The organism is Roseiconus lacunae (assembly GCF_008312935.1).
GTDB lineage: Bacteria > Planctomycetota > Planctomycetia > Pirellulales > Pirellulaceae > Stieleria > Stieleria lacunae.
In genome coordinates this window covers 230,994-256,734 of sequence record NZ_VSZO01000001.1, presented here as the reverse complement: position 1 = coordinate 256,734, position 25,741 = coordinate 230,994, and the positions used below count along the sequence as shown (strand labels likewise).

20 protein-coding genes are annotated in these 25,741 nt (G+C 55.1%); 7 read left to right on the top strand and 13 right to left on the bottom strand.

What is annotated here, in order from left to right; translation table 11 throughout:
• Positions 1-65: 65 nt before the first annotated feature.
• Entirely contained in the window at positions 66-1,028 is a 963-nt protein-coding gene (locus FYC48_RS00885; RefSeq protein WP_230774157.1) for a mechanosensitive ion channel family protein, read from the bottom strand.
• Between the two features lie 253 nt (positions 1,029-1,281).
• Here FYC48_RS00885 and dusB point away from each other — a divergent pair, with 253 nt between their 5' ends.
• Positions 1,282-2,325: a tRNA dihydrouridine synthase DusB gene (gene dusB, locus FYC48_RS00880; RefSeq protein WP_149494823.1), complete on the top strand. Its 1,044-nt coding sequence runs from the start codon at positions 1,282-1,284 to the stop codon at positions 2,323-2,325.
• Here dusB and FYC48_RS00875 read toward each other — a convergent pair.
• Positions 2,309-3,553 (bottom strand): ATP-grasp domain-containing protein, encoded by a 1,245-nt coding sequence (locus FYC48_RS00875; RefSeq protein WP_149494822.1) that lies wholly within the window; start codon positions 3,551-3,553, stop codon positions 2,309-2,311. The two genes, dusB and FYC48_RS00875, sit on opposite strands and share 17 nt — an antisense overlap.
• Before the next feature lie 157 nt (positions 3,554-3,710).
• On the opposite strand from FYC48_RS00875, the gene fae reads away from it, so the two are divergent.
• The 4 genes from fae to FYC48_RS00855 all read left to right on the top strand — a co-directional run bounded on the left by fae (position 3,711) and on the right by FYC48_RS00855 (position 6,608).
• Positions 3,711-4,211: a formaldehyde-activating enzyme gene (fae, locus tag FYC48_RS00870; RefSeq protein WP_149494821.1), complete on the top strand. Its 501-nt coding sequence runs from the start codon at positions 3,711-3,713 to the stop codon at positions 4,209-4,211.
• A gap of 206 nt (positions 4,212-4,417) precedes the next feature.
• Entirely contained in the window at positions 4,418-5,311 is an 894-nt protein-coding gene (locus tag FYC48_RS00865) for an NADP-dependent methylenetetrahydromethanopterin/methylenetetrahydrofolate dehydrogenase (RefSeq protein WP_149494820.1), read from the top strand.
• Between the two features lie 116 nt (positions 5,312-5,427).
• Positions 5,428-6,036, top strand: a complete 609-nt coding sequence (gene rdgB, locus FYC48_RS00860; protein ID WP_149494819.1) for an RdgB/HAM1 family non-canonical purine NTP pyrophosphatase — start codon at positions 5,428-5,430, stop codon at positions 6,034-6,036.
• A 41-nt stretch (positions 6,037-6,077) separates the two neighbouring features.
• Positions 6,078-6,608, top strand: coding sequence for a GNAT family N-acetyltransferase (locus FYC48_RS00855; RefSeq protein ID WP_149494818.1), 531 nt, complete (start codon positions 6,078-6,080; stop codon positions 6,606-6,608).
• 54 nt (positions 6,609-6,662) lie between these two features.
• Here FYC48_RS00855 and FYC48_RS00850 read toward each other — a convergent pair whose 3' ends face one another.
• A complete protein-coding gene (locus FYC48_RS00850; protein WP_149494817.1) occupies positions 6,663-7,796 on the bottom strand; it encodes an alkaline phosphatase family protein in 1,134 nt (377 codons plus the stop codon).
• A gap of 175 nt (positions 7,797-7,971) precedes the next feature.
• Between FYC48_RS00850 and FYC48_RS00845 the strand changes: the two genes are divergently transcribed.
• Positions 7,972-8,874 (top strand): WecB/TagA/CpsF family glycosyltransferase, encoded by a 903-nt coding sequence (locus FYC48_RS00845; RefSeq protein WP_149494816.1) that lies wholly within the window; start codon positions 7,972-7,974, stop codon positions 8,872-8,874.
• A 250-nt stretch (positions 8,875-9,124) separates the two neighbouring features.
• Here FYC48_RS00845 and FYC48_RS00840 read toward each other — a convergent pair whose 3' ends face one another.
• Both FYC48_RS00840 and FYC48_RS00835 read right to left on the bottom strand, forming a co-directional pair.
• Complete coding sequence (locus tag FYC48_RS00840) at positions 9,125-10,321, bottom strand: EAL and HDOD domain-containing protein (RefSeq protein ID WP_149494815.1); 1,197 nt, start codon at positions 10,319-10,321, stop codon at positions 9,125-9,127.
• A gap of 134 nt (positions 10,322-10,455) precedes the next feature.
• Entirely contained in the window at positions 10,456-12,732 is a 2,277-nt protein-coding gene (locus FYC48_RS00835) for an efflux RND transporter permease subunit (RefSeq protein ID WP_149494814.1), read from the bottom strand.
• Positions 12,733-12,865: 133 nt separating this feature from the next.
• On the opposite strand from FYC48_RS00835, the gene FYC48_RS00830 reads away from it, so the two are divergent.
• On the top strand, positions 12,866-14,197 hold the full coding sequence (locus FYC48_RS00830) for a hypothetical protein (RefSeq protein WP_160149253.1): 1,332 nt from the start codon (positions 12,866-12,868) through the stop codon (positions 14,195-14,197).
• Between the two features lie 122 nt (positions 14,198-14,319).
• Here FYC48_RS00830 and FYC48_RS00825 read toward each other — a convergent pair whose 3' ends face one another.
• The 8 genes from FYC48_RS00825 to FYC48_RS00790 all read right to left on the bottom strand — a co-directional run bounded on the left by FYC48_RS00825 (position 14,320) and on the right by FYC48_RS00790 (position 25,679).
• Positions 14,320-15,093, bottom strand: coding sequence for a GAP1-N2 domain-containing protein (locus tag FYC48_RS00825; protein ID WP_149494812.1), 774 nt, complete (start codon positions 15,091-15,093; stop codon positions 14,320-14,322).
• Positions 15,094-15,096: 3 nt separating this feature from the next.
• Complete coding sequence (locus FYC48_RS00820) at positions 15,097-15,999, bottom strand: TRAFAC clade GTPase domain-containing protein (protein WP_149494811.1); 903 nt, start codon at positions 15,997-15,999, stop codon at positions 15,097-15,099.
• A 102-nt stretch (positions 16,000-16,101) separates the two neighbouring features.
• A complete protein-coding gene (locus FYC48_RS00815) occupies positions 16,102-17,127 on the bottom strand; it encodes a formylglycine-generating enzyme family protein (RefSeq protein ID WP_149494810.1) in 1,026 nt (341 codons plus the stop codon).
• 20 nt (positions 17,128-17,147) lie between these two features.
• On the bottom strand, positions 17,148-18,056 hold the full coding sequence (locus tag FYC48_RS00810; RefSeq protein ID WP_149494809.1) for a hypothetical protein: 909 nt from the start codon (positions 18,054-18,056) through the stop codon (positions 17,148-17,150).
• 20 nt (positions 18,057-18,076) lie between these two features.
• Entirely contained in the window at positions 18,077-19,609 is a 1,533-nt protein-coding gene (locus tag FYC48_RS00805) for an FHA domain-containing protein (protein WP_149494808.1), read from the bottom strand.
• A complete protein-coding gene (locus FYC48_RS00800) occupies positions 19,606-21,255 on the bottom strand; it encodes a response regulator (RefSeq protein ID WP_149494807.1) in 1,650 nt (549 codons plus the stop codon). The genes FYC48_RS00805 and FYC48_RS00800 overlap by 4 nt, the downstream gene beginning before the upstream one ends.
• 117 nt (positions 21,256-21,372) lie before the next feature.
• On the bottom strand, positions 21,373-24,312 hold the full coding sequence (locus FYC48_RS00795) for a response regulator (protein WP_149494806.1): 2,940 nt from the start codon (positions 24,310-24,312) through the stop codon (positions 21,373-21,375).
• Positions 24,309-25,679 carry a methyl-accepting chemotaxis protein gene (locus tag FYC48_RS00790; RefSeq protein ID WP_149494805.1) on the bottom strand — a complete coding sequence of 457 codons (1,371 nt, stop codon included), beginning with the start codon at positions 25,677-25,679 and terminating at the stop codon, positions 24,309-24,311. Before FYC48_RS00790 ends, FYC48_RS00795 begins: the two co-directional genes overlap by 4 nt.
• Positions 25,680-25,741: the final 62 nt, after the last annotated feature.

The following is a 25,741-nucleotide window of genomic DNA, read 5'->3' as shown; positions in this document are numbered from 1 at the left end:
CGCCCGAACGGAAAGTCTTAGTCTGAAGCGAAACATGCGTGCTTTGTTCCAGTTCAAGTTTAGGATCAGCCGACGTAGGTCATTCCATCAGTGGAGGTTGATGCCCGACGTGCCGGGCGAATCCGAGGACGCGTCGGAACCTCTTCGTCAGAGGAATCGATACGGTGCAGGTGCACATCCATTTGTGGGAACGGAATCCCAATTCCCGAGCGGTCCAAGCGGCGTTTAATCTCCGAGGTCAGCGATTCTTGCAGTCGCCAAAAGTCACTGCTGGGAACCCACATGCGAACTTTCCATTGCACCGCGCTGTCACCTAGGTTGGCCAAAACCACGGCGGTCCCGCGGCCATCACCATGAATCGTTTCGGAGGCAAATCGATCGAGTGCTTCTTGCAACGTCTGACGCGTCGCATCGATGTCAGATTTGTAGTCAACGCCAACGAGCACTTCGATTCGGCGGTGTGGGTGAAAGCTGATGTTTTCGATCGTGCTGCCACTGATCGAACTGTTCGGAATGATCAGACGTCGGTTGTCGGGAGTATCGAGCGTTGTTGTAAACAAATCGATTTCGTTCACTTTGCCCATGACGCCGGCGATGTTAACCACGTCACCGACTTTGAAGGGGCGGAAGACGATCATCAACACGCCGGAAGCAAAATTGCTGAGCGTACCTTGGAAGGCCAAACCGATCGCAAAACCGGTGGCGGCCAGGACGGCAGTCAATCCGCCCAGTTCGACGCCCAGCGTACTTGCAACCATCGTAAGCAAGCCAAGCATCACGCTGTAGAAGATCGCGTTGCCGACAAATCGCCCCAGCGTTTCATCAACACGTCGGCAAATCGGATTGCTAATCACCCGGGACAAGTATCGAGCGATAAAGTACCCACAGAAGATCGCCACCAGTCCCATCGCCGCGTAGACGATGTTGGTGATCATGCCGGACGAAATCCAATGCGAAGAACCCGACCACAGGTTCTCCATCCACTCGTCGATTGGTGTTCCAACGGTTTCTGATTGTGCCAACAACATGAACATTCCTACTGGTCATCGAGATAGAATTCCTCGACTTGGCGGTATAGGAAAAATGCGGGTGGCGTGACAAGACAAGTTTCCCGTCGAACGACTCGGCGACTCGGCGAGTAGGGAAAAACATCCTCGTGATTTATCCCCGACGCGGTAAACGCCTGCCATTTTCCGACATCCCGTTGGCTTCGAACATTGCCAGATTGAGGGTGTCGTTTTAGAGTGTGCCGAAACATTCACAACGAAAAACATTCGCGTTATGTCTCGACCCTTTCCGCCTCCGCCTTTCAAAATCGGTGACCTCGTCATCGACCCGCCCATCTTGCAGGCCCCGATGGCAGGTTTCACCAATGCGGCGTTTCGCCAAATGGTGCGTGATTATGGCGGATCCGGGCTAATCGCGACCGAGATGGTCAATGCCCGCGGCTTCGCTTGGATGGACGAACATGCGGAGGAGCACCCCGACCGACTTTGGGGGGTGGCCGAAGAAGCACGTCCGCTGGCGGTTCAGATTTGGGACAATGATCCGCAAACAATGGCAAAGGTCGGCCGGCGTTTGGTCGAGGAATACCGTGTGAGCGTTGTCGACATTAACTTCGGATGCCCAGTTCGCCAGGTGACTGAGAAAGCTCATAGCGGAAGTTACCTGCTGCGAACCCCACAGCGGATGTTCGAGATCATTTCAAAGTTGGTTGAAGCTTGTTCGCCGACTCCGGTGACCGCCAAAATCCGACTCGGATGCAGCCCCGAATCGATTAACTGCAACGATGTTGCCAAAGTCGTCGAGGAAGCTGGCGCCGCAGCCTTGACCGTTCATGGCCGGACCGCCAAGGACATGTTTCGGGGGCATGCCGATTGGGATCGCATCAGCGAGATCAAAGGGCACCTGAAGAACATTCCTCTGATCGGAAACGGTGATCTCGATTCGGCCGAGAAGGTCGTTCATGCGTTTAAAACTTATGACGTCGATGGCGTTATGATCGCACGCGCTTGCTTGGGCAGGCCTTGGTTGTTTTCGCAAGCCGCGGCGGCTCTTCGTGGCGATCCGGTTCCGCCGGATCCGACGTTGGCCGAGCAGCGTGATTGCATGTTGCGACACTACCAATTGGTTGTCGATCGGTTCGGAGAAGAAAAGGGGACGGTGCTGATGCGCAAATACGCTTGTTGCTACGCCCAAGGCAAACACGGTGCACGCTACTTCCGGACCAACGTCGCCCGTGTCAACACGGCTGAGGAATTCCACCGGGTGGTCGAAGAGTACTTTCCGTCGTTTTCCAACGAAGAAGTCAAGGCAATGTCCTGACGCGATGATCACGCTTCCAACGGTCGGCTTCGAAACGATAGATCATCGTCGCGATCGGCGCCCCGGCCGGGATCATTGCCGACTGGGCCGGCGTGTCTTTCCAGCAAAAATCTTTTAGTTTCGTTGATCCGACGTCGGCTTCGAATTGCTCGGCCGAAATGCTTTGGTCGTGGCGGGCGAAAAGTGTTCGTTTGACAAAGACGGGGCGTTCGCTCGATCGCTGCTGCCCTAGCACCAAAGCGGGATCGCCCAACAGAGACAGCATTGGACCGTCGCCATCGTTCTCGGCTCGCTCGATTAATTCCATCGTCGCACTGTATCGCGGATTGATTTCCAGTAGCCAAATTCGCCCGGTGCGCGGATCGATGATGAAGTCGATATTCAGGGGGCCTGTCATTCTGAATCGCCGCAACCAGCAATCGGCTAAACGGATCACCGCATCGGAAACGTCTTTGGCAATCTTTAATGGCCCGATAGCCCCGGCGAAGACAAACGGCCGGCCCGTCAAACGCTTTTTCAACAAACGACAAACCCCCAGCAACGAGACTCGGCCTCCTTCGGTGACCAGCGTGGCCCCAAATACCGGGCCACAAACCCGTTGTTGGGCAAAGGAGTCCTCGGCGATTCGGCCATCATCGGCTGCCACGCTGACACCCAGGCCGCCGCTACTCGTCCGTTTTTTAAGCAGCCATCGGTGAGGAACACGCCCTTGTTGGCGAAAATTTGGAAATTCCACACCGGCTTCGGCGGCTATCGCAGAGAGCAAGATTGGATCGGTCGAGGCGGCGAAGACTTCGGCGAGAGCCGCCGAACCGTAAGCACTGGAAATCTGGGGTTCTAGCGGCTCGAGCCAATCGTAGCCGTCTGCAAAACCGCCCACCACGCAGAAACTCGTCGCAACCGGAAGCAGCTTCACCAATCCATCATTTGGCCTGTTTTCACACAAAGGCCTGTTTTCGCACAATTCAGGCTCCCCAGAAGATCGATCGCCTCCAGAATCGGACCCGTTTTTGGACAGACGCAATTGTCGGCGAAAATCTTCTAGATTGGTCCAGCGATGGCTGGCGGCGAGCGTCTCTCGGTCCCCATAGAAATCAATCGCGTGCACCAAATAGCCCGCCGCACGGGCAGATTCCGCCGCCGCGCGGACCGAGGGACCGATCAGAACTAGGGTGGACCGATCAGCTGTGGGTTTCGGGGCGCGACGATCAACCTGGGGTGTTTGCATGGGCGTGTCGGTTTGTTAGCTTTTCTCCCGTCCAGACCCACCCCGAGCGTCGCAACCGGACGGTTCAAGATCCTCTCTAGGACGCTTGTGGGGTAACGGATTCGTGCATCCCCACCGGTCTTCCGATTGACGTTTCTATTGAAGTTAGGTCACTGAAATGAAGTTTTACATTGGTGAAGCCCTGGTGGGCGATGGCAACGAAGTCGCACACATCGACTTGATGCTCGGTAGCAAAGACGGCCCGGTCGGTGTCGCGTTCGCCAACGCGCTGTCGACGCAAAGCGAAGGTCACACCAACTTGCTGGCCGTTTTGGAGCCCAACGTTGCTGTGAAGCCCTCGACCGTCATGATTACTAAGGTGACGCTCAAAGGCATGAAACAAGTCGTGCAAATGTTTGGCCCTGCCCAAGCGGCCGTTGCTAAAGCGATCGCCGATTCGGTCGCCGAAGGTGTCATTCCAGCCGATCAAGCCGAAGATTTGGTCTGCGTTTGTGGCGTCTTCATTCACCCCGAAGCCGACGACGACGAAAAGATCTACAACTACAACTACGAAGCGGTCAAGCAAAGCGTTGCTAACGCGATCGGCGGCAAGCCCACCGCGGAAGAAATGGTTGCCAAGAAAGATTCGGCGGCACACCCCTTCAAGGGCAATTTCTAAGTCGCATCGTTCGATGTTGATATGATCAGCCGCGACGCGATCGCGCGCGGCTCAAACGACGTTGCTCACCGTGGCGATTAACCGCGAGCTATCGCTCTGCGGCTGACGAAGGAGCAATTAACCGCGAGCTAACGCTCTGCGGCTGATGATGGAGCGGAGAAAAAACTGGTGCGATTGATGTTCAAACCGACGATTCGATACTACGCATGACCAAACGCATTCTGTTTCAACTCGATAGCGATCCCCACATCAGCTCCTTTGATTCTGTCGTCGCGATTGATTCGGACATCGATCACTTGGTACCTGTTGCTAACGTTCAGCCAGCCAATGTCGAGTCTCTCGTTCACGGTACGATGTTCACGCGCGGCGGCGACGACCTGAAAGAGACCGCTATCTTTATTGGCGGATCGGATGTCTCGATAGCTGAGGAATTGCTTCGTGGCGTCACCGACACATTCTTCGGACCGGTACGGGTGTCGGTCATGATGGACGCCAACGGATGCAATACGACTGCGGCGGCAGCAGTCGTTTGTGCCGGACGGCACCTCAACCTCGCATCGGCAAACGCAGTGGTGCTTGGCGGTACGGGGCCGGTCGGTCAACGCGTCGCACGGTTGCTTGCCGGCGACGGTGCAGCCGTCACACTGACAAGCCGATCGGTCGACCGCGCTCGATTGGTTTGTGAACGAATCTCGCAGCAACTCGACGGAATCGACCAGGCGGGCGAATTGACTCCTGCGGCAGCCGACTCCGACGAAGCCATCGAACGCATTCTTTCCGATGCACAAGTTGTGATCGCTTGCGGTGCCGCCGGCGTTCAATTGGCCTCTAAAGCAAACTTGTCAAACGCGTCTAAGCTATCTGTCGCGATCGACTTAAACGCCGTTCCCCCGGCGGGAATTGAGGGTATCGAGGCATTCGATAAAGCGAAAGCAATCGAAGGCGGATCCGATGATGCCGTTGGTTATGGTGCGATCGGCGTAGGCGGCTTGAAAATGAAGACCCACAAAGCCGCCATTCGATCGTTGTTTGAATCAAACGACAAGGTTCTCAATGCGACCGAGATTTACGCATTGGCCAAAAACGTCGACGCGTCTTAGTGCACCCAGGATGGGTGTTGCAACGCAACCGAAGCCGGAGCTTTCGATTGCACCAGAGGTCCAGTGCATAGCTCTGGGCCAATCTGATTCCGAATTTTTACTCGAAGGTTCACCCGATGTTCGACTTGGTGCTGGGGACCAACAATCAAAAGAAGCTGATCGAACTCAGGTTGATGCTTCCCGAAGAGCACTACTCGCTACAGTCGCTCGCAGAAATCCCCGGTTCGATTGACGTCGATGAAACCGGGACGACATTCAAAGAAAATGCCGCGCTCAAAGCAACCGAGCAAGCGAAGCATCTGGGGCGATGGGTTCTGGCCGAAGACAGCGGTTTATCCGTCGACGCACTCAATGGCGAACCGGGAGTCTACTCGGCGCGGTATGCGGGAACGCATGGAGACGACGAAGCGAACAACCGTAAACTTCTCTCTGAACTCGATGGCGTTCCGGGCGAAAAACGTACCGCCCGGTACCACTGCGAAATCTGTCTTTCCGATCCCGATGGTATCGTACAGATCACCGCCGGTGGGACCTGCGCCGGTCGTATACGGACCAGCGCATCGGGGGTGGGCGGATTTGGATACGACCCGCTGTTTGAAATCATGGAGTACCACAAGACGTTCGCCGAGTTAGACTTAACGGTCAAGCGTGCCCTCAGTCACCGCAGTCGCGCGCTGCGATTGTTTCTGCCTCAACTCCGTCGACTCGTGGCCAAACTTGATTGATCGATTGGTCCACTGTCGACGTCCTTTCTTCGGAACGCGTCATGTTTCATCGAGACGTGGATGAACAGATTCGCCTACAACTGGCGATGCCTTTTCATGCCGATCAACTGTTTGAACTAACGGACAGGAATCGCGATTTTCTTCGGCCTTGGCTCGGCTGGATTGATGCCACTCGCGGCCCAGACGATTCGCGAACCTTCCTTTCGATCCAACTTGATCGGTTTGGAAAAGGTCAAGCTTTGACCACGATGATTTACTTTGACGGGTTGTTGGTCGGTGTTGCGGGATACCATTCGATTGACCAAGCCAATCGGGTTGGCTGCTTGGGATACTGGCTCGACCAAGGGCACACCGGCAATGGGATCATGACACGAGTGGTACAAGATCTGGTGAACGCTGGTCGCGAATGTTATTCCCTTGGCAGAATCGAAATCCGTTGCTCGACGGAGAACGAACGTAGCCGTTCGGTTGCCCAACGTTTAGGTTTTATGCATCGGGGCACGTGTCGTCACGCCGAAAAAGTCGGCGATGTCTGGCACGACCACGACGTGTACGTTCACGAGAACGTTTAGCTGCTACGAACAGTACGGTAAGGCACCTGACGCCGATAGGCGTCGTCCGAGTTTTCAGATCGTTGATCCGGTGGTTAAACGATCTACCACGTCGGGTTTGAGCCGCGCGACATCGTTAATGTCATTTACATCGTCAGGCTTTAAGAAGAGTTTTGCATCGGTGACGTCTTCGGTTTCGTTGACTAGAAACCAAGAGGATGTCGTCACCACACGCCTGGCACGATCAGATTCGGTTTCGATCAGCGGTTTAAATTCTTCGTCGCGGTGAACCCAAGTCGCTGGTGTCATGCAGGCCTGTCGTTCGATCGCCGCACGCAACACGTTGGGAAACTGATCTGCGGACGTCAACGAGGGCACTCGCAGTGGCGCGTCCGACGAAACGATCAGCGGAAGTCGAAGATCGCCGCTACGAAGTGGACCGGCACGATGACCGATCCACTGATTGTCACCGAATGAAAATCCGCTTGTACCGGCAATGATCAACGTGAAGGGACGCTCCCCCAGGAACTGCATCAACGCGTCCATCATCGTGTCGAGCACAAATACCTGGTTGGAATAACGCTGCATCCATGAAAACAGTAAGTCTGGATGTTGTTCGCCGTCCAAATGAAGGTGTGGAACGTCGGCATTGTCGGGTAGCTGCAGCGGTTCGACTGGCGTTTCGGGTTCGTCGCCGACAAACTCCTCATGAGGTGTGTCGTCGTTTTCGTCGGGATCCGGCAAGGGAACTTCGACCCAATCCCAGCACTCTCGCAACGCGGCCGAATGTAGCCACGCAAGCGTGGTGTCGGGACCGATACGATCCATCAGTTCAAAAAAACTATGTGCCAGACGGGTGCGATCGAGTCCGGCGACGATCGGACCGCCGACTCTGGATTGCAACATCCAGCATTCACCGAAGATCGGATCGTAGTCTGTTTCATTTAGTAACGGATCGTCGGTCACCCAAATCGATTCGGCCGCTTCTGTTTCGAGCAACTCTTTACATTCGCCTAACCATCGTCGGATTAGGCCGGCAGGCTTATCGACCGGACTTGTCCAACGATCGAACACGACCCCTCTTGCGGCCAGATCGTCGATCGTAGGCGTCTCGCCTATGGAGCCCCCGTAGCACCCCAAAGGTGCCGTCGAAAGGGCCTCCAGCGTGATAACAATGGTGATCGGGGTCTGGGATTGGGAAGCAGGCATGCGAAGTCGATACAGTCGAAAAAGTCGTTAGAACGCGGCCAATACGGAGACGGCACAGACATCAACTTTAGCGGGTTCGCCGAAGACACGAACAGGGGACCTAGAGTTTTGCGTTCCTTGCGCTTCGGCAAGGCGGATCGTCTTCCTTTCCCTTGATCATTGCACACAGCTTGCTATGTCTGTTCAGCCGACAGGCTCGTTTCCGAGCGCCGCCCCGGTCACTCCCGTTGTTGTTCCAAAGCAACTGCCGCCCGTGACCGCTCAACCACTTCCCGCGTTGCCACGCTCAACGGTCTGGGAGGTTCCTTTCGATCGAGTAACCCTCGATGAAGCGGTCGAGCGAGTCGAGGCCCTGATTCGACGCGGAGTCCCCAGCTATGTGATCACCGCAAACTTGAACTACGTCATGCTGCATGCGCAAGAATCTGACGTCCCGACGATTACCGAGGAAGCTGACCTAATTCTCGCAGACGGGCAACCGATTGTGTGGCGCAGCCAGCTTGGTGACCAACCGCTACCGGAACGTGTCGCCGGTAGCGAAATGATTTATAAGCTCGCCCAGGTAGCCAGTCATCATCGTTGGGGAATCTACTTTCTTGGTGGCGAGCAAGGCGTGGCAGAGTCGTGCGCGAAGCGTCTCAAACGTGACTACCCTGGGATGGTGATCTCCGGAATCGAGTCGCCTCCATTCCGCCAACTCTCTCCTGAGGAACAAACGGCACAGGACCGACGTATTCGCGAGTCAAAGGCACAGATTTTACTGGTGGCTTTCGGTCAACCCAAAGGCGAACGCTGGATCCACCAGCACTACAAACGATTGGGAGTGCCAGTCAGTATTCAGCTCGGCGCATCGTTTGATTTTGTCGCCGGGACCGCTCGACGTGCCCCAAAGGTATGGCAGAAGGTTGGTGCGGAATGGGCCTATCGTATGTGTAGCGATCCACAGCGTTTGGTTCCCCGCTACGCATCGAACGCAGCTTTCCTGGCAAGCGCATTGGTGAAAGACTGGAAACGAAAAGTCGAAAGCTGGGGCATGGGCATCGAAGCCAATGAGCGAGATTCCCAGTCGCAGCGGTAGCGTGCTGAGACGAAGTTTTCTGTCTCGAAGGAACTGCTTTCGATTTCAGACCCGGCCGCCGAGAGGTTGCAAGTCGAAGCGTATGACGCTTCTTTTCCGGCGTGGCATTTCGTACCGGGCGTCAACTATCCATCGACAGGCTCCTGCGAGAGAACTCACCGCGCTTGTCGTGGGGTTTGATCTTGGCCGAATTTAGTAGTAGAGGCCCGACGCGGATACACACACGCGCGTTCGGTTTGCCGATCGTTCCCTAAAGCGTTTGCCCGCTCTCGGAAAGCCATTGCAGGGACTGTTGGTAGGCGTCGGCGACGGTCGTAAAGCCAATGGTTGATTGGCTGGCCGTGCCGGTTTCATAGTTCAGCACACTACGCAAAATTTCGCCCATCGGTCCTGACTGGTCGAGCAAAGCGTCGTTGATTTCAGTTTCCAAAGGAAGCGATTCCAAGACATCCTCCATCGGCTGATCTAACATCGCATCGAGGACCGAGAAAAGCCCGACGGTGTAAAACCGTTCGGGGTGAGCGCTGTCCGATGAATTAGCGAGCAGCTCACAAGTTTTGGCTCGCGTCATCGCAAGATTGATCAACTCTTTGGGCTTCTTTTCGTCTAGCCCCGTAAGGATCAGCATGGACGCGAGTGATCGCAAGCGATGAATGCCCATCAGTGCCGTCGCTTGCCGCAACGATCCGATCTTACGTGTCGTGCCTGCTGCAGCCGAATTGACAAATCGCAATAGACGATACGATAGGTTCGCATCCATCTGGATGATTGCTTCGACGTCGGTCGGTGTGATGTTGGGGTCTTGCAGCTCCGAAACCAGCCGAATGACCGCCGCAACGTTCGATTGCATTTTGCCTCGGCTGATCACTTGGGGTTTGCTAAAAAAGTAACCTTGGAAAAGGTCACAACCAATATCCCGGCAAAGCTCGAAGTCTTCTTGGGTCTCAACTTTTTCGGCGAGGATGGTTTTTACACCGTGCTCACGAAGCCGACTGACGTGCTCTGCAAGGTCTTCATTGGCGATCGCCGGAAACTCGATCTTGATCAAGTCTGCCAGCTCCACCAGTGGTTCTAATTCGGGTCGATAGACAAAGTCATCGAGGGCGATCGTGTAGCCGGTCTCACGCAATTCACGTAGGGCGTGGAGGATCTCCGGTTCAGGATCAACGTCTTCAAGGACTTCCAATACCATCCGGTCCTGTGGAAGGCAGCTGAGAGTCCCGTCGACTAACAGGTTGCGAGTCGTGTTAATAAACGCTCGTTTGTCGTTAACGAGCGTCTGTAATCCGATGTCTGTGAAGGCGCTCATCAGGACTGTCGCAGTCGCATGATCGCCGTCACGGAAGTCTGCCGCCGAGGTTTCGCTCGAGCGAAATAGTAATTCGTAGCCGTAAACTTCTTGCGCTGGCGTGAAGATGGGCTGCCGTCCGACGAATGCTTTGTCCATGATTCCCTGGATAAATTAGAGTGTCCACGAGAAAGTAGCTTTCGCAAAAACGCAGATGGAGGAAATCCGCGGTCATTGAGGGAGGTCAGACCGCCCCGTGCGTCTAGGTCACATCCGCACGCCGGCGGGGCCGGTCATTTGTCGCCGATTGTGACCAAAGCAGGCAGAACACTTAGATTGATCAAAGTCCCGATGATCAGTGTCCACGCGACCAACGTCCCAAACGTTGCAGTCGGGACAAACTCGCTTGTCGCCAGGACACTAAATCCGGCGACCAACGCGAGGGTCGCCAGCAGTACCGGCGCACCGATATTGCCAGCCGCCGAAACGGCTGACTCGGTCGCGTTACGGCCCACGTCGCGCCGACGCCGATAGACCATTAGCAGGTGGACCGATCCGTCGATCGACAAGCCGACCGAAACGGCCGCGATCATAGCCGCCCCCATGTTGATTGTGCCTCCTCCGAGCGAAACGGTAGCCAGCACAAGAAATGCGGGCAACAGATTCGGGACGAGTGCCGCCGTCGCACGACGAAGACTTTGGGTTGCGATGCTCATCAACAGCCAAATCAATCCCGCCGCCGCGATGAAGCACTTCCATTGATCCTTGACAAGTTGATCGACCAGTCGAGTCATGATGACGTAGTAACCACTGACCGCGACATCGTCGGCTGCGCCGCCCCAGCGCCCGACATGCAATTGAGCCATCGATAACGTGCGCGACATCAACTCTCGTTTTTGATCGGCCGGAAGACCTTCGGGGCTGCGTAGCATCACACGCAGTTTCTGTCGGTCGGGTTGATCTGCTAGCGGTTCGGACACTAACGCATCGATGAAGGAAGGCAGTCGGGTACGCATGGCTTCGATTCGCAGCGCAGCCGGCAACCACTTTCCCGTCGCCGACCGTCCGATGACCTCCGTCGCGTCGGCGATACTGATCGCTTTACTAAGACCGATGGGACCGAGTTGATCGAGTAGCTCTTGTTCGAGCGTGCGAACCTTGGCAAGTTGCTCGCTTGTAATCGGATGATCGACTTCGACAACCAGGTCCCAAACGCCAGCCCCCCCTAAGTTGTTTTCGACGATTCCATAGTCATTGACGATCGCGCTATCATCGCGAAAGTTGCTCAGAAAGCTTGTTTCCGTTTCAGCGTCGGCGACCACAAATACGGTTCCGGCGATCAGCCCGAGTGTTATCGCAGTGGTCAGCCAACGGTGCCGCACGAACCAACTAGATAGTCGAAAGCAAACTCGCCGCATCCATCGCGTCAGGCTTTGATGATGCGAAAATCGGCCGCTACCGAGCGCAAGTTCCGGGATCAAAAAACAAAGCGGCGAAAACAGCAGGATCGCAACGAACACCGATACCGAAGCGAGCGCCACCATCAACCCGAACTGGCGGACCGGTAGGATTTCGGAGAACCACAATGCGGCGAAACCAGCCGCATCGGTCATGCACGTCCAAAAGATCGGCCACCCCATCACCGACATCACACTGAATGTTGCTTCTTGCTGTGTGAGCCCCCGTCGCCGTCGGCCTTGGTACCGCACACCAAGGTGCAAGACTGCGGTTACCGCAATCACGGTGACAATGGCGGTCAAGATTGACGCAATCAAGGACAATTCAATCCCGATCCAATACATCGTTGCTTTCGTCATTACGATCGTCCAACCGATGATCAGAGATAGTAAGACGACCAGACGCAGATCGAGTAGCGAGACGATCAGCACCATCGACAACAAGACGATGGTAGTCATGGCGAGCCGATTGCCATCACGCTCCACGAGCGAAAAGGCTTGGTTTACCAAGACTGGCTCACCGATCAAGGCGACTTGAGAAACATCGGGTTCTTGCTCCCACTGCCGGCTAACTTTCCGGATCTCCGCGACCGCTTCAGAAACTTCGCTTTCGTCAATCATCACCACGACCGCGGCGTGTGAGTAGTTGGCCGAATGGGTGTAGCCTGTGAAGATGTCGTTCAAGCCACTTCCGATTGGGTCGCCGGCTTGCATCAATCGCGGAAGTGAACCGGAGTCGGTGGATCCGAGACCGAACGGAAGTTGGATGTTGCTGATTCCTTCGATCGCTTGGTTCAGTACCCAAGGTGATAGAACGGCCGAGACTCCCGATAGAGTTTGGATTCGTTCGGTCAAGCGACGGCTACGCTCGATGCCTTCGGTGCTATCAAGCTTGCCGTCGCGGTACACCAACACCAGAATTTCATCGTTGCCAAACCACCGTTTTAGTTGATGATATTGGCGGATCGTCGGGTCTTCATCGCCGAACAACGCCTGAACGCTCTGGTCCGTCTGCAATCGTGCCGAGGCAGGATAAGCGACGACCAGGAGAAGAAGGCCAATGACGGATAGAACGAATCGGCCCCGAATTGCGTATCGGATCAAGGTCTGCATCGTGTCGATGCTACGTGGGAACGGCAACAGCCGTCAACCTGCCCATTGTTTCACTTTAGCAACGCGAAAAATCGCCCGCAAAACACGCCTTCCTCAGTTTTTTAACCGCGGTCTCACTTTGTCCCCCCAATCGTTGATACGACCGATCCTGCTGGTTTTGCTCGTCTGCGTTGTGGTTCGAACGGGAGTCTTGGTTACCCGTGAAAATGCGTTCGCCGCCGATTTGGATGCCTATTCGGCGATCGCATCGACGATCGCTCAACATGGTGTTTTTGGTTTGACCTCGGCCGAAGGGGTTCCTCGGGCGATCGCATTCCGCCCTCCGCTCTACCCCTGGCTACTGTCTTGGACGATCACCGACGGGCAACTCTCGTTTCTTGGGATCGGGAGCATCCATGTCTGCCTCGCCCTTGTCACCGTGGTTTGCGTGTTCGATTTGACTCGACGAGTGATCTCGCGTCTCACCGGCGATCGATCCCGTCGGTGCCGCTGGATCGCCGCGTTTGTCGCGGGATTGGTCACCATCGACCCGTTGTTGTTGAACCAATCCAGTGAAGTGATGACCGAGACGCTCGCGACAGCGATCTCAACGGTGGTCATTTATTGTTGGTACCGGTGGTATGACTCCGTTCGGTCGGTTTCGCAGTCGACTCGCATTGGTTTCGGAGTGGGACTCTGCCTCGCAGTTGCTTATCTTTGTCGGCCAACGTTTTTGGTATGGGCAGCCCTGCTCGCTTTGACAACGCTGTGGCTTCATCGTAGCCGTTCCCCGTTTCTGATTTCTCTTGCCATTGGGTTCCCTGTTTTGGTTGCGGTAGTCTGCTGGACGATCCGAAATCAAGCGGTCATCGGGCATCCGGTTTGGGCAACCACACATGGCGGATACACGTTGCTGCTAGGCAATAACGAGTCTTTTTATGACTACTTAGAACAAGGCGCGATCGGGGACGCGTGGGATGCGAGCGAATTCTTTGCCTCTTATGCACACCGCTTCGAAGGGGACCCTACGAACGCATCGTTTTGGAATCGCGATTGGAACGACAAGACGGCGCAAACGGCGTCTGTGACCGAGTACGAAGATGACCGCCTCGCCTATCTATCGGCGGTCGCAACGATCAAACGTCGCCCCACAACATTTGTCTGGTCCGCGTTCGTTCGCGTGGGGCGATTGTGGAGCCCGATGCCTCACCAGATTGATGATCGATCCGCCGCGGCGGTCGTGTTGGTGATGTTATTTTACCTTGGGATCTGGGGCGCGATCTTAATCGCGTTTTACAGGCACCGCAGAAACTTATTCGCAGCACCGTTCGCGGCGATCTGGCTTTTGGCGCTGACACTGACCGCAGTTCATGCGGTGTATTGGAGTAACATGCGAATGCGTTCTCCGATCATGCCGGCGGTGATCATGATCGCATCGCTTGCGCTAGTACCATCGCGAAAGACTCCAGCAACTCCGGGCGACTAGCGAATTGTTCGACTTGAAAATTCGCGTGCGAGTCTTCAGTCGCCGGATGTTTGCATTGGTTATCGATCGAAAACCTTAGCCTAACTTCCTTCGGTCAATGCTGAAATTGAAAGAAACAATGCCTATCGCGTCTCGACCAAAACCGAAGCGATGTCGATGGAGACGAAACCGGCTCGATCTAACTCTGCTTTGAGTTTCGGTGTCATTGTTTCGTGAGTGAATTGCACACGGAAGTCGCGCTGACCGGATTGTTTTAAACCGCACGCAAAGCTGGTCGTACTGCGTTCGCTAGGATTAAGCTGATCGAAAACGAGCGTCAAAATTGGAAGCGCATCACAGTCACCAACGATCATGACCTTGTGACGGTCGCGAAGGAGGCTGACCGTTTCGCGGGCAATCCAGTTGACGGCGTGATTGGGTAAAACGGCCGGAGTGCTGTCGCAGAAGTCGCTTTCCGGTAGTGGCAACGAAATTGGCTTGTCGGTCATCTCGGACTGCGGTAGTTGGTGCTGATCATCCGCCGGAAGAATCAAGTGTCCGAGCGCAAGTGCGGTGCGCGCGAAATCGATCGCGTGATACCCGTACTGAACCAACTGACGGCCAGTCGCGACGAGTGCGCTGGTGACAACCGAAAACCCTCCACGACCGCTGTACTCGGGCGCCCCATGAACGCTCCGTGCGACCACATAATGTGTTTCCGATAGCGTAAAAAAACTCAGTCCCCAGGCGTCTTGAAGGTCACACCGGGGCAATGTCTCGATCGAGTTATGCGACGGTGCTAGCTTGCAAAACGCCGCCGACATCGACGCATCGATTCCAGGCGATTGCCCAATCACCTGGTAGCCTTTCATTCGGCTACGATTTGCCGACCCGTATGTGATCTGTTCGACAAGCATGGTTCAACTGTTTTGAATGGCCCAGTGCAAGGGTTCGATCACACCACGCGGTTGGATGTGAAGCGGCAATCGTGACATCGCACCCGAACTATTGCTCATCAAAACCGAAGATCCGACCACACTGGCGCTAAAGACCTCGTGCCTGGGAAAATTCTGTTCGCAGTAGTCCGTAAAACGGGGCATGTTGTTTTCCATGAACCGCTTTGGATTCGCTTCTGCTTCCGGACAGGTGTCACTTTTTGTAAAAACAACCGCAACGGCAGGGGTCAGATCTTGTGACTTGTCGAGGTGCGATAGCCCTTGCTGTTGCGAAATATAGGACCCGAGTTTCATCGCAAACAAATCTTCACGGGCTCCATTGTCACGAACTTCAATTGAATCACAAAGTAGCAAAAAAGCCGCCGTTCGTTCGACGATATGAGACACCGCTGGGTAAGTCCCCGGATGTTCGAGTTCCATCGCGATCGCTTCGCCGGCGAAGTCAGGGGCGACAAAGTCCACTTGTTTGACTTTGCGTTTAGAAGAGTCCGTCACGACACAGTGAAGCCACTTCCACAAGTCAGACTCGTTGGGGGTTTTCTCGGGGAAGCGTCGATCTTCCAGAGCCGCGACCACTTGTTCTTGCAATCGCAACGAAAACGCGCCGTTGGGGACACCTTTTAGAAAACGTGCGCCGCCGCAAAGTACATCGAGCAGTAGCCCAAGATACACGGTTTTGCCGGCATTACTGGGGCCGACAACCGAAATGAAGTGCGGGCAGACATTCCGCTTAGCAATCGATCGCGTGATCTCGGCCGGGGTATGACAGACTTCACAAAAGTCATCGCTCGCATCCATCTGAGCGTTGCAACAAACACACAAGATGATTTCATCGGTGGATTGCGGATCGTAGGTTTCGGTCGTCATAGTTCGACCCCTTTGAAGTTCACAGAGAAGGATGCCACCGTCCGGCGATGTACCGAACGAGACTGATAGAAAAGTAGTTTTGAGTCTAAATTGGATTGATTACTAGTTCGACGTATCCGGAGGCTCAAGTCCGGTGGCGGAGAAGCAACAACGAAACCCGATATTGGGCTTGCGTGCCGTCAACGTGTCGGCGCTGCGACTTTGACAGGTGGTGTGCGAGTGAAAGTAGCTGTCGTAGGCACCACCGCGAATCTCTGCCATGGGATCGGTCGCGTGCATCGAGACTTCTTCTGTTGCCGCGAGCATGTACTGGGTGTTGATCCATTCCCAGACATTGCCAACGAGTTGGCGGACCCCGTCAGGCGTGTTGCCTTTCGGAAAGTCATGAATCGAGGCAACTTGATGTCGACCGCTCGCCCAGGTGTTGGCGAAACCGGGATCAAAGGAATTGCCCCAGGGATAGCGGCATTCCTGTAAGCTGTCACTGCTGCTCAAGCTCCAAGTCGCAGCGCGTTGCCATTCCGCACTTGTCGGCAATCGTTTTCCCGTCCATTGGGCGTAAGCATTCGCTTCGTACCAGGAAACTCCGGTGACCGGCTGGGCTTCGGTACCGACGATCGGGCTGCCCTTGGCCCATCCGGCTGGTCCCGGCTGCTGGGTCTGATCGACGAACTGCAAGACAGTCGTCAATATCTGCTCTGGCCACAAATTGACATCGTCATAGCCGCCCTCGTCGACGAATCGTTTGTAGTCTGCGTTGGTCACGCACCATCGATCGATAAACAGCGACTCGACATCGCTCGTGCCAAGCGTTTGTGGAATCAGTGACAAGCCGTCGGCTGTTGTCGTCGCGTACTCACCTTGCAGGATTACGGCGCCGCCGGGGACGTAGGCCATGTCATGGTCGATTGCTTTCCAGGCATATTTCAGTGATTCGTCGTCAAACTGCAAGCCGTCTTGGGGCCGCACAATGTGTGCGTACTGTCGCTGCCGCACAAGGATTCGAATGTCGGGCGGTGCGTTCGGAAAATCAAGGACGGGCGCGGCTACCGATTCCGCCTTCGCACGCGACCGACTTGAGGAGCGAAAAAAGCTCAGCGGACGAGTAAATATCGTGGTGATCGACACGGGGGTTCTCCGACGGACGCTTATCGTTGACGGTTGAAACGGAGGGCGCGTTGCATACGCTTGAACTCTTCAATTCTCTGACGGGACTGGGCATCGGCCTCGCAACGTTCTTGCTCGCTCAATCCTTCATCGTCAATCGACGAGTTTGATGTCGGAAGAATCGGACGATTGGCAACCGGTGGGACGCCACTTCTGCTGGCCGCGTTCCCGGCCCCAGTTGGAGACGAAATCGGAGGTGGCTGATGCGACTGATGCGCAGTGTGACCGACCGTCGTCGGCGAACGATCAGAAGGGGCGATTGTTTGTTCGGCATCCCGATCGGCCAAATGAACCGAAGGCGTCGCCTCGGCGGTCGTCCCCGGTGAGGTGGCGTTCGTGATTGTGGTGGGGCCCGTGATTGTGGTAGGGCTCGGGGGAGACACCGAAACCGGTGGGCTTGCCGTGCGTACCACCGGGCCGGCTGTGCCCATCGGCATCGCGCCCATGGGAGCCGCCATGCGACCTCCCTGTAGTGATTTCCTTCGTTCTGCTTCGACTTCCATCCAAGCAGCGGTCAATTGTTTAGCTTGATCGCGTAACGCGAGTTCGCGCTCTGCCGTTCGGCGACTCCATTCGGATTTCTGTTGATCTAATTTGGCGATCGCACCGGCAAGCAGCGACTCTCGCTCAAGCAATTGAGCCGACCGGTTGATGACACGACGGATACGAGTGAACCATTGCCGAGTAAATTGTTCGACCTCATAGGAAATCGAACGCAATGACTCGACATCATGTGCCACCGGCTGGTTTTGTGGCGCCGTCTGCTGCGGGGGTACGGCAGGTTCATCGTGTGACGGACCGGTCGATGGAAAAGCCGTCTGGACGGGATCAACTTCGTAGGAAGGAGATCCCGCAAATACAGACGCAAAGGGATCATTGGACGTCGACATGACAGTTCCGAATTCAGAGATCAATATTGGTCGTCAACACGTTTCCAAAGATTCGAAATTCGTCCGAATAGCGAATCCCCTTTCTGATCACGATCGGCCTTCTCCTCTTCATGAATCTCCCGGAGGTGCTCCCGCAGAGTCTTCAATTTGAAGGCGAACTCGCGATCAGGCTGGTCTTTGGCAACGGGAACGTTGCCAATTTCTTCGAGTTGTTTGGACAACTGAAAACGCATCCGCGAAACGTCGGCTTTCTCTTTGGCCAGTTCCGCTCGAAGCGACTGCACGGACTCGGGATCTTCGCTCTTTAGACGCTCGACTTGTCGCTTTAAACCCGCGACCTGCTTGTTCGCTTCGTCTAGCTGTGAGTGGAGATCCGCGTTGCGACGCTGTAATTCTTTGAGCGTTTCATCATCCAGTGTTTCTTCGACACTTTTGCCGCCGATTCGTTGCTTGGCCGCATGGAGCATCTGCTGTAATTTGTTGCGTTCTTCGCAGGTGTCGTCCAAGCGTTGCCGCAAAGCATCCTGTTCGGCTTGGAATTCCGACTCACGTTGACCGATCCGTTGCTCGATTTCGCTGACCCAAGTTTCAAGACAAGCGCGTTCTTCGTGCTCAGCTTGGTTTTGAACCTCTGCCGTTTGGAGCAATTCTTGCAAGGTGGCAACACGGTCGTCGTGTTCTTCGAGTTCGGCCAAAAGCTCGTCCACTCGATCGGCAAGGTTGGGGGATCCGAAATCAACGTCGTCGGAATCAATCCGTGGCGGTTGGTCGGCGAAACCCTCGGTTCCAGAATACGCGGCCAGTTGCTCGTCTCGTTCGGCGAGTTGGATTCGCAGGTCTTCGATCTCGGATCGTAGGAGTGCAACAACTTCAGGATCCACTTCTTCATCATCGAGCTCCGACGGATCCCAGTCCAGGTCCTGGTCCAAGGCCTGTGTTGGATCGCTAAATGCAGAACCAAACGATGTCGAAGACGCTGGCTCGGAAGGTTCCGGTGCCGAAAGATCCTCTAGAATTGGCATCGCGGCAATCACGTCGTCTTCTTGGCCAATCGACTCATCCAAATCGGATGCATCGTGTTCTTGATCGAAGGCTGGTTCGATCGATCCCAAGGTAACGTCTGTGCCGAAGCTCGCGTCGATAGAATCGGTCGCCACCGCGTTTTTGGCCGGAGCTTCTACAGGTGTCGTTTCTTCGATCAAATCCGGTTCACGCGGCGCCGGTTTTGCTTTTCCACCACCCAATTCAACGCGGACGCTTCCGAGAACGATCGAATCACCTACCTTCATTTCGGTCTTGTCTTCGATTTTGTTACCGTCGATGACTGTCCCCGCGTCGGACGCCCAGTCTTGGACAGAAACAACATCGTCTTCGACATCGATCAAACAATGGATTTCAGCGACTCCGTCACCATCGACGTGAATGCCACACGACGGCCCCCGCCCCAGGAAGACGCTGCGTCCTTCTTCGAGCTGGTGTTGGAGCGAGGATTTTCCTGGGCGATGAATGGTCAGGAAAAATGACGAGACGGTAGGAGAAGTAGATCGGCTCATGAAAGGGCCTCGATTTCTGGATTAGCGTGGTTGGGTCCGACGGCAGTGGCAGCCGCGATCCCGGGGGCAGGACTGTCGGAGGCGTTTTCCGAGCGAGCGATCGGAATCGCATCCAATTGACGCATCGTCTCGATCAGTGTTTCGTACTTATAAGGTGTTTTAATCAAACGATCTGGTACAAAGCCCAACAATCGTTCCCAAGGTACGTTGGGGTCATCAATGACTTGTGCCGGCGCGAGTACGATTTTTCGGGCGTTCGTGAAGGTTTCGGCAGCCGATGTGTAACCGTCGCGGATCGCGTCACAACTTTGTGGCGTGTCGACTGCGAAAAACACCGCGTCAGGCTGGGTCCGTTTGACAAGCAGTTGCAACGTCAGTGTGTCGCGGACAACCTTGCCGACAAACGGTCCGTCCGTTTGCTTGAGAGCACCACGCAATTGGGCGGCGACAATCGAATTCGTTTCGTACGCGACAAACTTACCTTCACTCTCATCCCGTTTGCATTCCAGAACGTCCGCGGCAACGAAGCCACAAAGCACGCGACGTAATTCCTCACGATCCCAGTTCAGACGTTGCTGCAGGTCATCGATCGATCTCGCTTCACTCAATAGATTGAGGACTTTCATATGCTTGGCCGACAAACCCGCTCGATCCAGGTTTTGTCCACGAATCGCTCGACGTACATAACGCAGGGAGGATTCGTCCTGAGGCAACTTGTCGGCGTCGCAGTTCAACGCGTATTCGACTAGAATGCCCATCAGTCCGATTTCGAGTGGAAGGTCTCGCTGCAATGACGGGAATTCGCTGAGGGCGCGGAATTGAAACCCTTTCAACGGGCGATCTTTGACCATTCCGATTAGCATCGCGGCTTGGAATCGCAATAGTTTTGCGGTCAGTCTCGGATCGAGTACTCGCTTATCCATCAACTGAACGAATCCGTCGAATTCTGCCGAGCCACGCCCGGCGATCGTTAGGCGTAAGACTTCCGAGAGATTCTGCAGTGATTCGGGCAGGCGATCGACGATCATCTGCGTTTCTTCAGGCTGAAGTCCCGTCGCGTTGATTCCTTGAACACGTCCGCGGTCGAGGTACACCCACAAACGCAAACGTTCCGCTTCGATTTCCAAAACACCTTTCTTGTTGCCGTTGTTTAGAAAGTCGATGACTTCGCGGACACCAAAGATGTTAAATCGCCCGGCAAAATCAGGTTCAGCCGTTTCGCCGATGATTTCAGGTACCGCAGATCCCTTGCTTTGTGATTCGACAATCATCGCCGCGGTTTCGATCGCGTTCTCGACTGTCGTCTTAAGCAAATTCTCTGTATAGGGTTTGGGCAACATATCGACGACGTTGTCCAGGTCAGCGTATTCCACATACGCTTTCTTTCGCAGGGTCGAGCTGACGACCACGGGGATCATCTGCAGTGTCGATGACGCGGCTAACTGTTGGCAGACTTCGAATCCTGTCGTGCCCGGAAGCTGGTGATCGAGGAGAATCAGGTCTGGGCGTATCTCCTCTGCCAGCTGCAATCCTTCTTCGGCCGTTGGTGCGAGCGTGACAGCGTAACCGGCAGGGCTGAGGTGCGAATCGACCAGCTTTCGAATGGTCGCACTATCGTCGATGACCAAGACTTTTTTTTCGGCCATGAAACTGATTCCTCAAAGACTGTGAAAAGACGGTGATTTGGTAACAAAGGACACGAAGTCCGTCGGTCATTGCCTTGCCGATTCGTCGATCGACGAATCGGCGGGGCACTCGTTGGTTCAAGGTTTCGCCCATGGGAGCGATGCGACGATCGCGTCGAGTCGTTCGGGGACTAACGGTTTTTGCAGGTACTCCAAAGCTCCGTATTCACGTGCTTGTTTTCCCGCTGTATCGATACTTCGGCTACTGATCACGATGACCGGTATGGCCTCAAGACGCGGTTCTGCTTTGATCGTTTGCAATAACTCCAGTCCACTCATTCGAGGCATATCGATGTCGCTGAAGACGGTGACAAAATCGTCCTTAGCTAGGAGCTCCATCGCAGCTTGACCGTCGGCCGCCTGGATGATTTCGACCGAATACTTCTGCAACGCACGCGTGGTTTTCAAGCGAGCACTCTTTGAGTCGTCGACCACCAAAACTTTCGGTTGCTTCGTCGCGGGCGAGATCGATGACTGTGAAATTTGATGTACCAATCGTTTCGACCCGATCGCCGCTTCGGCAACACCGCGGGGATCTAGAAGCAAAACCGTTTCCCCCATCCCGCTGAGAGTCGCTCCGATACAGAGCGGGTGCGACTTAAGCATCGGAGGCATCGGCCGAACGACGACCTCTTCCGGACCGAGGACACGGTCGACCAACAAAGCCAAGTCGGCCGAGAGGCTTCCGTCGAGTGAAGAGCCATTGGTAACAAGTTCAATGACCGAGCGCCGTTCATCTTCTTCAACGATCGTCGCGGGGCTTCCTTGAAGTGAAAGAACGTCGTTTAAATCGACCGGTGATGTTTGACGATCGTGTTCTCCGGTTCTGCGAACGGCTTGAGCGGGTAACGCAAACAGCTGTCCCGCCGAACGAAATACCATCGCGTGCTGAATCATCGACGGCAACGGAAGTGAAAGTCGAATGGTCGATCCACGACCGGTTTCCGATTCGACTTCGACCCAACCACGCATCCTTTCGAGTGTCGCGGCAACGACGTCCATGCCGACACCACGGCCAGATACTTGGCTGGCGGTTTCTTTGGTTGAAAATCCAGGATTGAAGATCAGTCGGGCAAGCTCGGCTCGACTGATCGATTTGTCGCTTTCGATCAATCCACGTTCGATTCCGCGTCGACGGATTGCGTCGTAGTCCAGCCCTCGGCCGTCGTCGCTGACTTCGATCACCAACAAATCTGGACCCGCATGGGCATGAAGTTTCACCACACCATGAGCTTCTTTGCCGGCGGCGATGCGATCGGTCGGTGTCTCGACGCCATGGCTGACCGAATTGCGAACGATGTGAAGCAGGGGCTCGAAGATCCGTTCTTGCAGCGACCGCTCGATGCCAGTGTTTTCGCCAACCAGTTCGACGCGAACTTGTTTCTGTTCGCTTCGTGCGGCATCACTAATCGCACGATGGAGCCGACGAAACAGTCCCGAGACTGGCGTGCGACGAAGCTGGACGAGTTCTAAACGGAAGTTGCGAATGAACTGGGAGACAGCTTGATTGCCATCATCGACCGGTTGGTAGCAATCACGCAGGCGTTGCGCCGATTCCAAGACGTCATTGGCAACCTCATTGAGGTGTGAAAAGGAGACGCCTTCTTCGGCTAGAATCGGATCGGCAAGGTTGTCCGATGCCAACAATGCTTCGCCCTCGTGACTGAGCATTCGAATCCGAGTCACACTGTGAATCAATTCATCATGAATGCCTTTCAGTTCCGAGATTTCGGTGTCGCGTTGGTTCCGCAACATCACCAATTCGCTCAACATATCCATCAAGCGATTCAGTTGTGACGCTTTCACGCGGACGGTTTCGTCGTCGCCATGTGAATCGGATCCGGAAGCCGACTTTCGAGTCGTTTTGGATGCCCCCGGCGCGTTCGCCGCGGGCGTGCTTGCTACCGGCCCTACGTTTGGCGAAGCCGGTATGGCGTTCGACGAAACCGGCACGGCGAGGACGGTCTGTTGAGCCGGAGAGGGTTGAACGACCGCGGATGCCAGTTGGGGAATATCCTCACCGTCCACCCGTGCGCGTACCAAGTCGACGTGCGGCAGTAAGAGTTCCGGCGTGACAGGTTTTCCGGAGTCTTGTGTATAGCGGATCAACTCTTCGACTTCATGGATGTACGAAGCCAAATTGGAAAGGCCAATACTCGCCGAAGCGCCTTTGATGGTGTGAAGTTCTCGACCGATCGCTTTGACGATCGCCGGATCCGAAGGGCTCGATTCTAAATCTAAGAGGGCTTGTTCCATCGATTCCAAGCCTCGTGTCGCGTCATCCATGAACGCTTCCATCAACTCTTCATCGACTTGGACGTTGTCAATTTCGGGTGGGGAAATTCGAGTCGGATCCCCACCGGAACCGGCCGGACGATCGACGAACATTTCCTTCGGCTCGGGAGCCGGCGTCGGCGATACAGGTACTGGGACCGATCCGATAGGCTCGTTCGTTGTCGTTGGTTGCGGTGAAGCTTGTTCCGCCGATGACAGGTCTGATTGGGTTTGGGCGCTCAGCTGTCCAAGGAGCGCCGCGATTTCTTCGCGTGAAGGCGTGACAACATCGGGCGATCCATCGGCTGATTCAAGCGGAGATGAATCATCCCCCCAAGCGTCGACATCTTCGATCTCGGTCGAAAGTTGGCTAATCGTATCACTGCTTTCCAAGCGGACGTCGACCGCTTCGAGTAATAGTTCGAGTTGCTGACGGTCCGGTTCTTGCCCATCATTGAATGCGACTTGACGGATCATGTTGCAGCTTTCGATGACGAAATCCAAGAGATCCATCACGTCGGGATGATCGTCATTAAATTCTGACAACGAAGATTCCACCGAATCAGCCAATTGTCCCAAGCGGTCAACGGCTTCACCCAGCAGGTCATCAACATCTTCCAGCCCGGCTTGTCCAAGTTCGCCAAGGAGCTCGACGGCGGCGGAAAAACTTGTGAGCCGATCGTCGGACTCCGTGGACGCCGGGAAATCGCTCATCGGAAAGGCATTTGAATGATGCTCGCTCATGAAACGTCCTCCCGAATTTCTCCGGCATTCGAATCGACAGAAATCTTCGCGGGCGCCTGATTCGCCAAATCGATCAACTGTCGACGCTGAGCCGGACTCATTTCAAGGTTCGGATTCGTGCATCCTCTCAGACGGTGAATATTGCTGTCCAAATCAATCGCCGTCTTGGCAAGGGACTTGATCGCCCAGGACGCATGGTCGGCCCGTTTTCGATCGGCTTCGTGTGCGTTGGCGATCGAGTCGATGCCGCCCGCAAGACCTTGAACCAGACTTTGTTGTTGGTCGCCTTGCTGCGAAAGATCCGTCGCGACGTGAAGCCCCGTTGAAGTGACTTCGGAAAGCTCGTTGAGCGTCATGCGAATCGATTCGAGAACCGCCATATCGGCCTCGACTTCCGATTGCTCTCGTCCGAGCACGGTGAGTGAATCATTGGTTTGAAGCTCAAGTGACTCCGCAAGGACACCGATTTCACGAGCCGATTGAGTGGTTTGTTCGGCCAGCTTACGGACTTCGTCGGCAACCACGGCAAACCCTCGACCATGTTCGCCCGCACGGATCGATTCAATCGAAGCATTCAGTGCCAACATCTCAGTACGAGCAGCGATGTCAGTGATCGTTCCGACGATGTTCCCGATCTGTCGTGTGGGATCGCCTAGCGAACGGAGCTTCTTTTTACTCGTCTCGCTGCAATTACGGATTCGACCGATTCCTTCGACAAGTTGGTTGGTCTTGGAGATCGCTGCGGAGACCGACTTTTCGGCGTTGCCGATCTGTTGTCGAAGTTGGTTGCATCGATCACTGACCTTACCGACTTCACTCGTCAGGTTTTGTAGCAATGCGGTCGTACGATAGGTCGCTTCGGACTGTTTAGGATTATGAATTTCAGAGTTGCAACGCCCGATCTCGACCAGGTCCTTTTCGAGTTGTCCCATCAATTCGTTCAGCGATCGCCCCATGCCATTGAGGACGGTTTTAAACTCAGACATGTCAACCGAATCGACGCCTTGACGATTGGCCAAACGACCAAGCATTGACTGTAGCTCACGTTGATTTTGGCGACTGGTGACCTCGACTTCGTCATATCGCTGCGCGGTTTGCTGGATCGTCGCACCCAATTCGTCCAGTTCACGAATTCCACTCGATGCCGGTGATTGTTGACGTTCGACGAGCATCGTTTGCAGACGCCGAACCCCTTGCCCAAACTTGTGCGACAGGAGTGCCGTAGCGACCACAGCGGCGATCCCTGCCGAAACCAGCACAACCACCCAACGTATATCGCTGGCCAGTTGGCTGCTTCCGAACGCCGCACCAGTCGCGACGATGGCCACTAAGGTATGACTTGTCAGAAAGGCGAAATTCGTTTTCATTGGTTTATTAAGTTGCGATGGGGTGGTTCGTTGGTTCGGCCGAACGGCGATTCGTGTTGATC

What these genes read in the sequence shown, in the direction of transcription:
- FYC48_RS00805 (WP_149494808.1), bottom strand. Translation starts at nt 19,609, where the DNA reads ATGAGCCGATCTACTTCTCCTACCGTCTCGTCATTTTTCCTGACCATT.
- FYC48_RS00865 (WP_149494820.1), top strand. Translation starts at nt 4,418, where the DNA reads ATGACCAAACGCATTCTGTTTCAACTCGATAGCGATCCCCACATCAGC.
- FYC48_RS00850 (WP_149494817.1), bottom strand. Translation starts at nt 7,796, where the DNA reads ATGCCTGCTTCCCAATCCCAGACCCCGATCACCATTGTTATCACGCTG.
- dusB (WP_149494823.1), top strand. Translation starts at nt 1,282, where the DNA reads ATGTCTCGACCCTTTCCGCCTCCGCCTTTCAAAATCGGTGACCTCGTC.
- FYC48_RS00795 (WP_149494806.1), bottom strand. Translation starts at nt 24,312, where the DNA reads ATGAGCGAGCATCATTCAAATGCCTTTCCGATGAGCGATTTCCCGGCG.
- FYC48_RS00875 (WP_149494822.1), bottom strand. Translation starts at nt 3,553, where the DNA reads ATGCAAACACCCCAGGTTGATCGTCGCGCCCCGAAACCCACAGCTGAT.
- FYC48_RS00855 (WP_149494818.1), top strand. Translation starts at nt 6,078, where the DNA reads ATGTTTCATCGAGACGTGGATGAACAGATTCGCCTACAACTGGCGATG.
- FYC48_RS00885 (WP_230774157.1), bottom strand. Translation starts at nt 1,028, where the DNA reads ATGTTGTTGGCACAATCAGAAACCGTTGGAACACCAATCGACGAGTGG.
- FYC48_RS00835 (WP_149494814.1), bottom strand. Translation starts at nt 12,732, where the DNA reads ATGCAGACCTTGATCCGATACGCAATTCGGGGCCGATTCGTTCTATCC.
- FYC48_RS00825 (WP_149494812.1), bottom strand. Translation starts at nt 15,093, where the DNA reads ATGCTTGTCGAACAGATCACATACGGGTCGGCAAATCGTAGCCGAATG.
- FYC48_RS00840 (WP_149494815.1), bottom strand. Translation starts at nt 10,321, where the DNA reads ATGGACAAAGCATTCGTCGGACGGCAGCCCATCTTCACGCCAGCGCAA.
- FYC48_RS00800 (WP_149494807.1), bottom strand. Translation starts at nt 21,255, where the DNA reads ATGGCCGAAAAAAAAGTCTTGGTCATCGACGATAGTGCGACCATTCGA.
- FYC48_RS00790 (WP_149494805.1), bottom strand. Translation starts at nt 25,679, where the DNA reads ATGAAAACGAATTTCGCCTTTCTGACAAGTCATACCTTAGTGGCCATC.
- FYC48_RS00820 (WP_149494811.1), bottom strand. Translation starts at nt 15,999, where the DNA reads ATGACGACCGAAACCTACGATCCGCAATCCACCGATGAAATCATCTTG.
- FYC48_RS00845 (WP_149494816.1), top strand. Translation starts at nt 7,972, where the DNA reads ATGTCTGTTCAGCCGACAGGCTCGTTTCCGAGCGCCGCCCCGGTCACT.
- rdgB (WP_149494819.1), top strand. Translation starts at nt 5,428, where the DNA reads ATGTTCGACTTGGTGCTGGGGACCAACAATCAAAAGAAGCTGATCGAA.
- FYC48_RS00810 (WP_149494809.1), bottom strand. Translation starts at nt 18,056, where the DNA reads ATGTCGACGTCCAATGATCCCTTTGCGTCTGTATTTGCGGGATCTCCT.
- fae (WP_149494821.1), top strand. Translation starts at nt 3,711, where the DNA reads ATGAAGTTTTACATTGGTGAAGCCCTGGTGGGCGATGGCAACGAAGTC.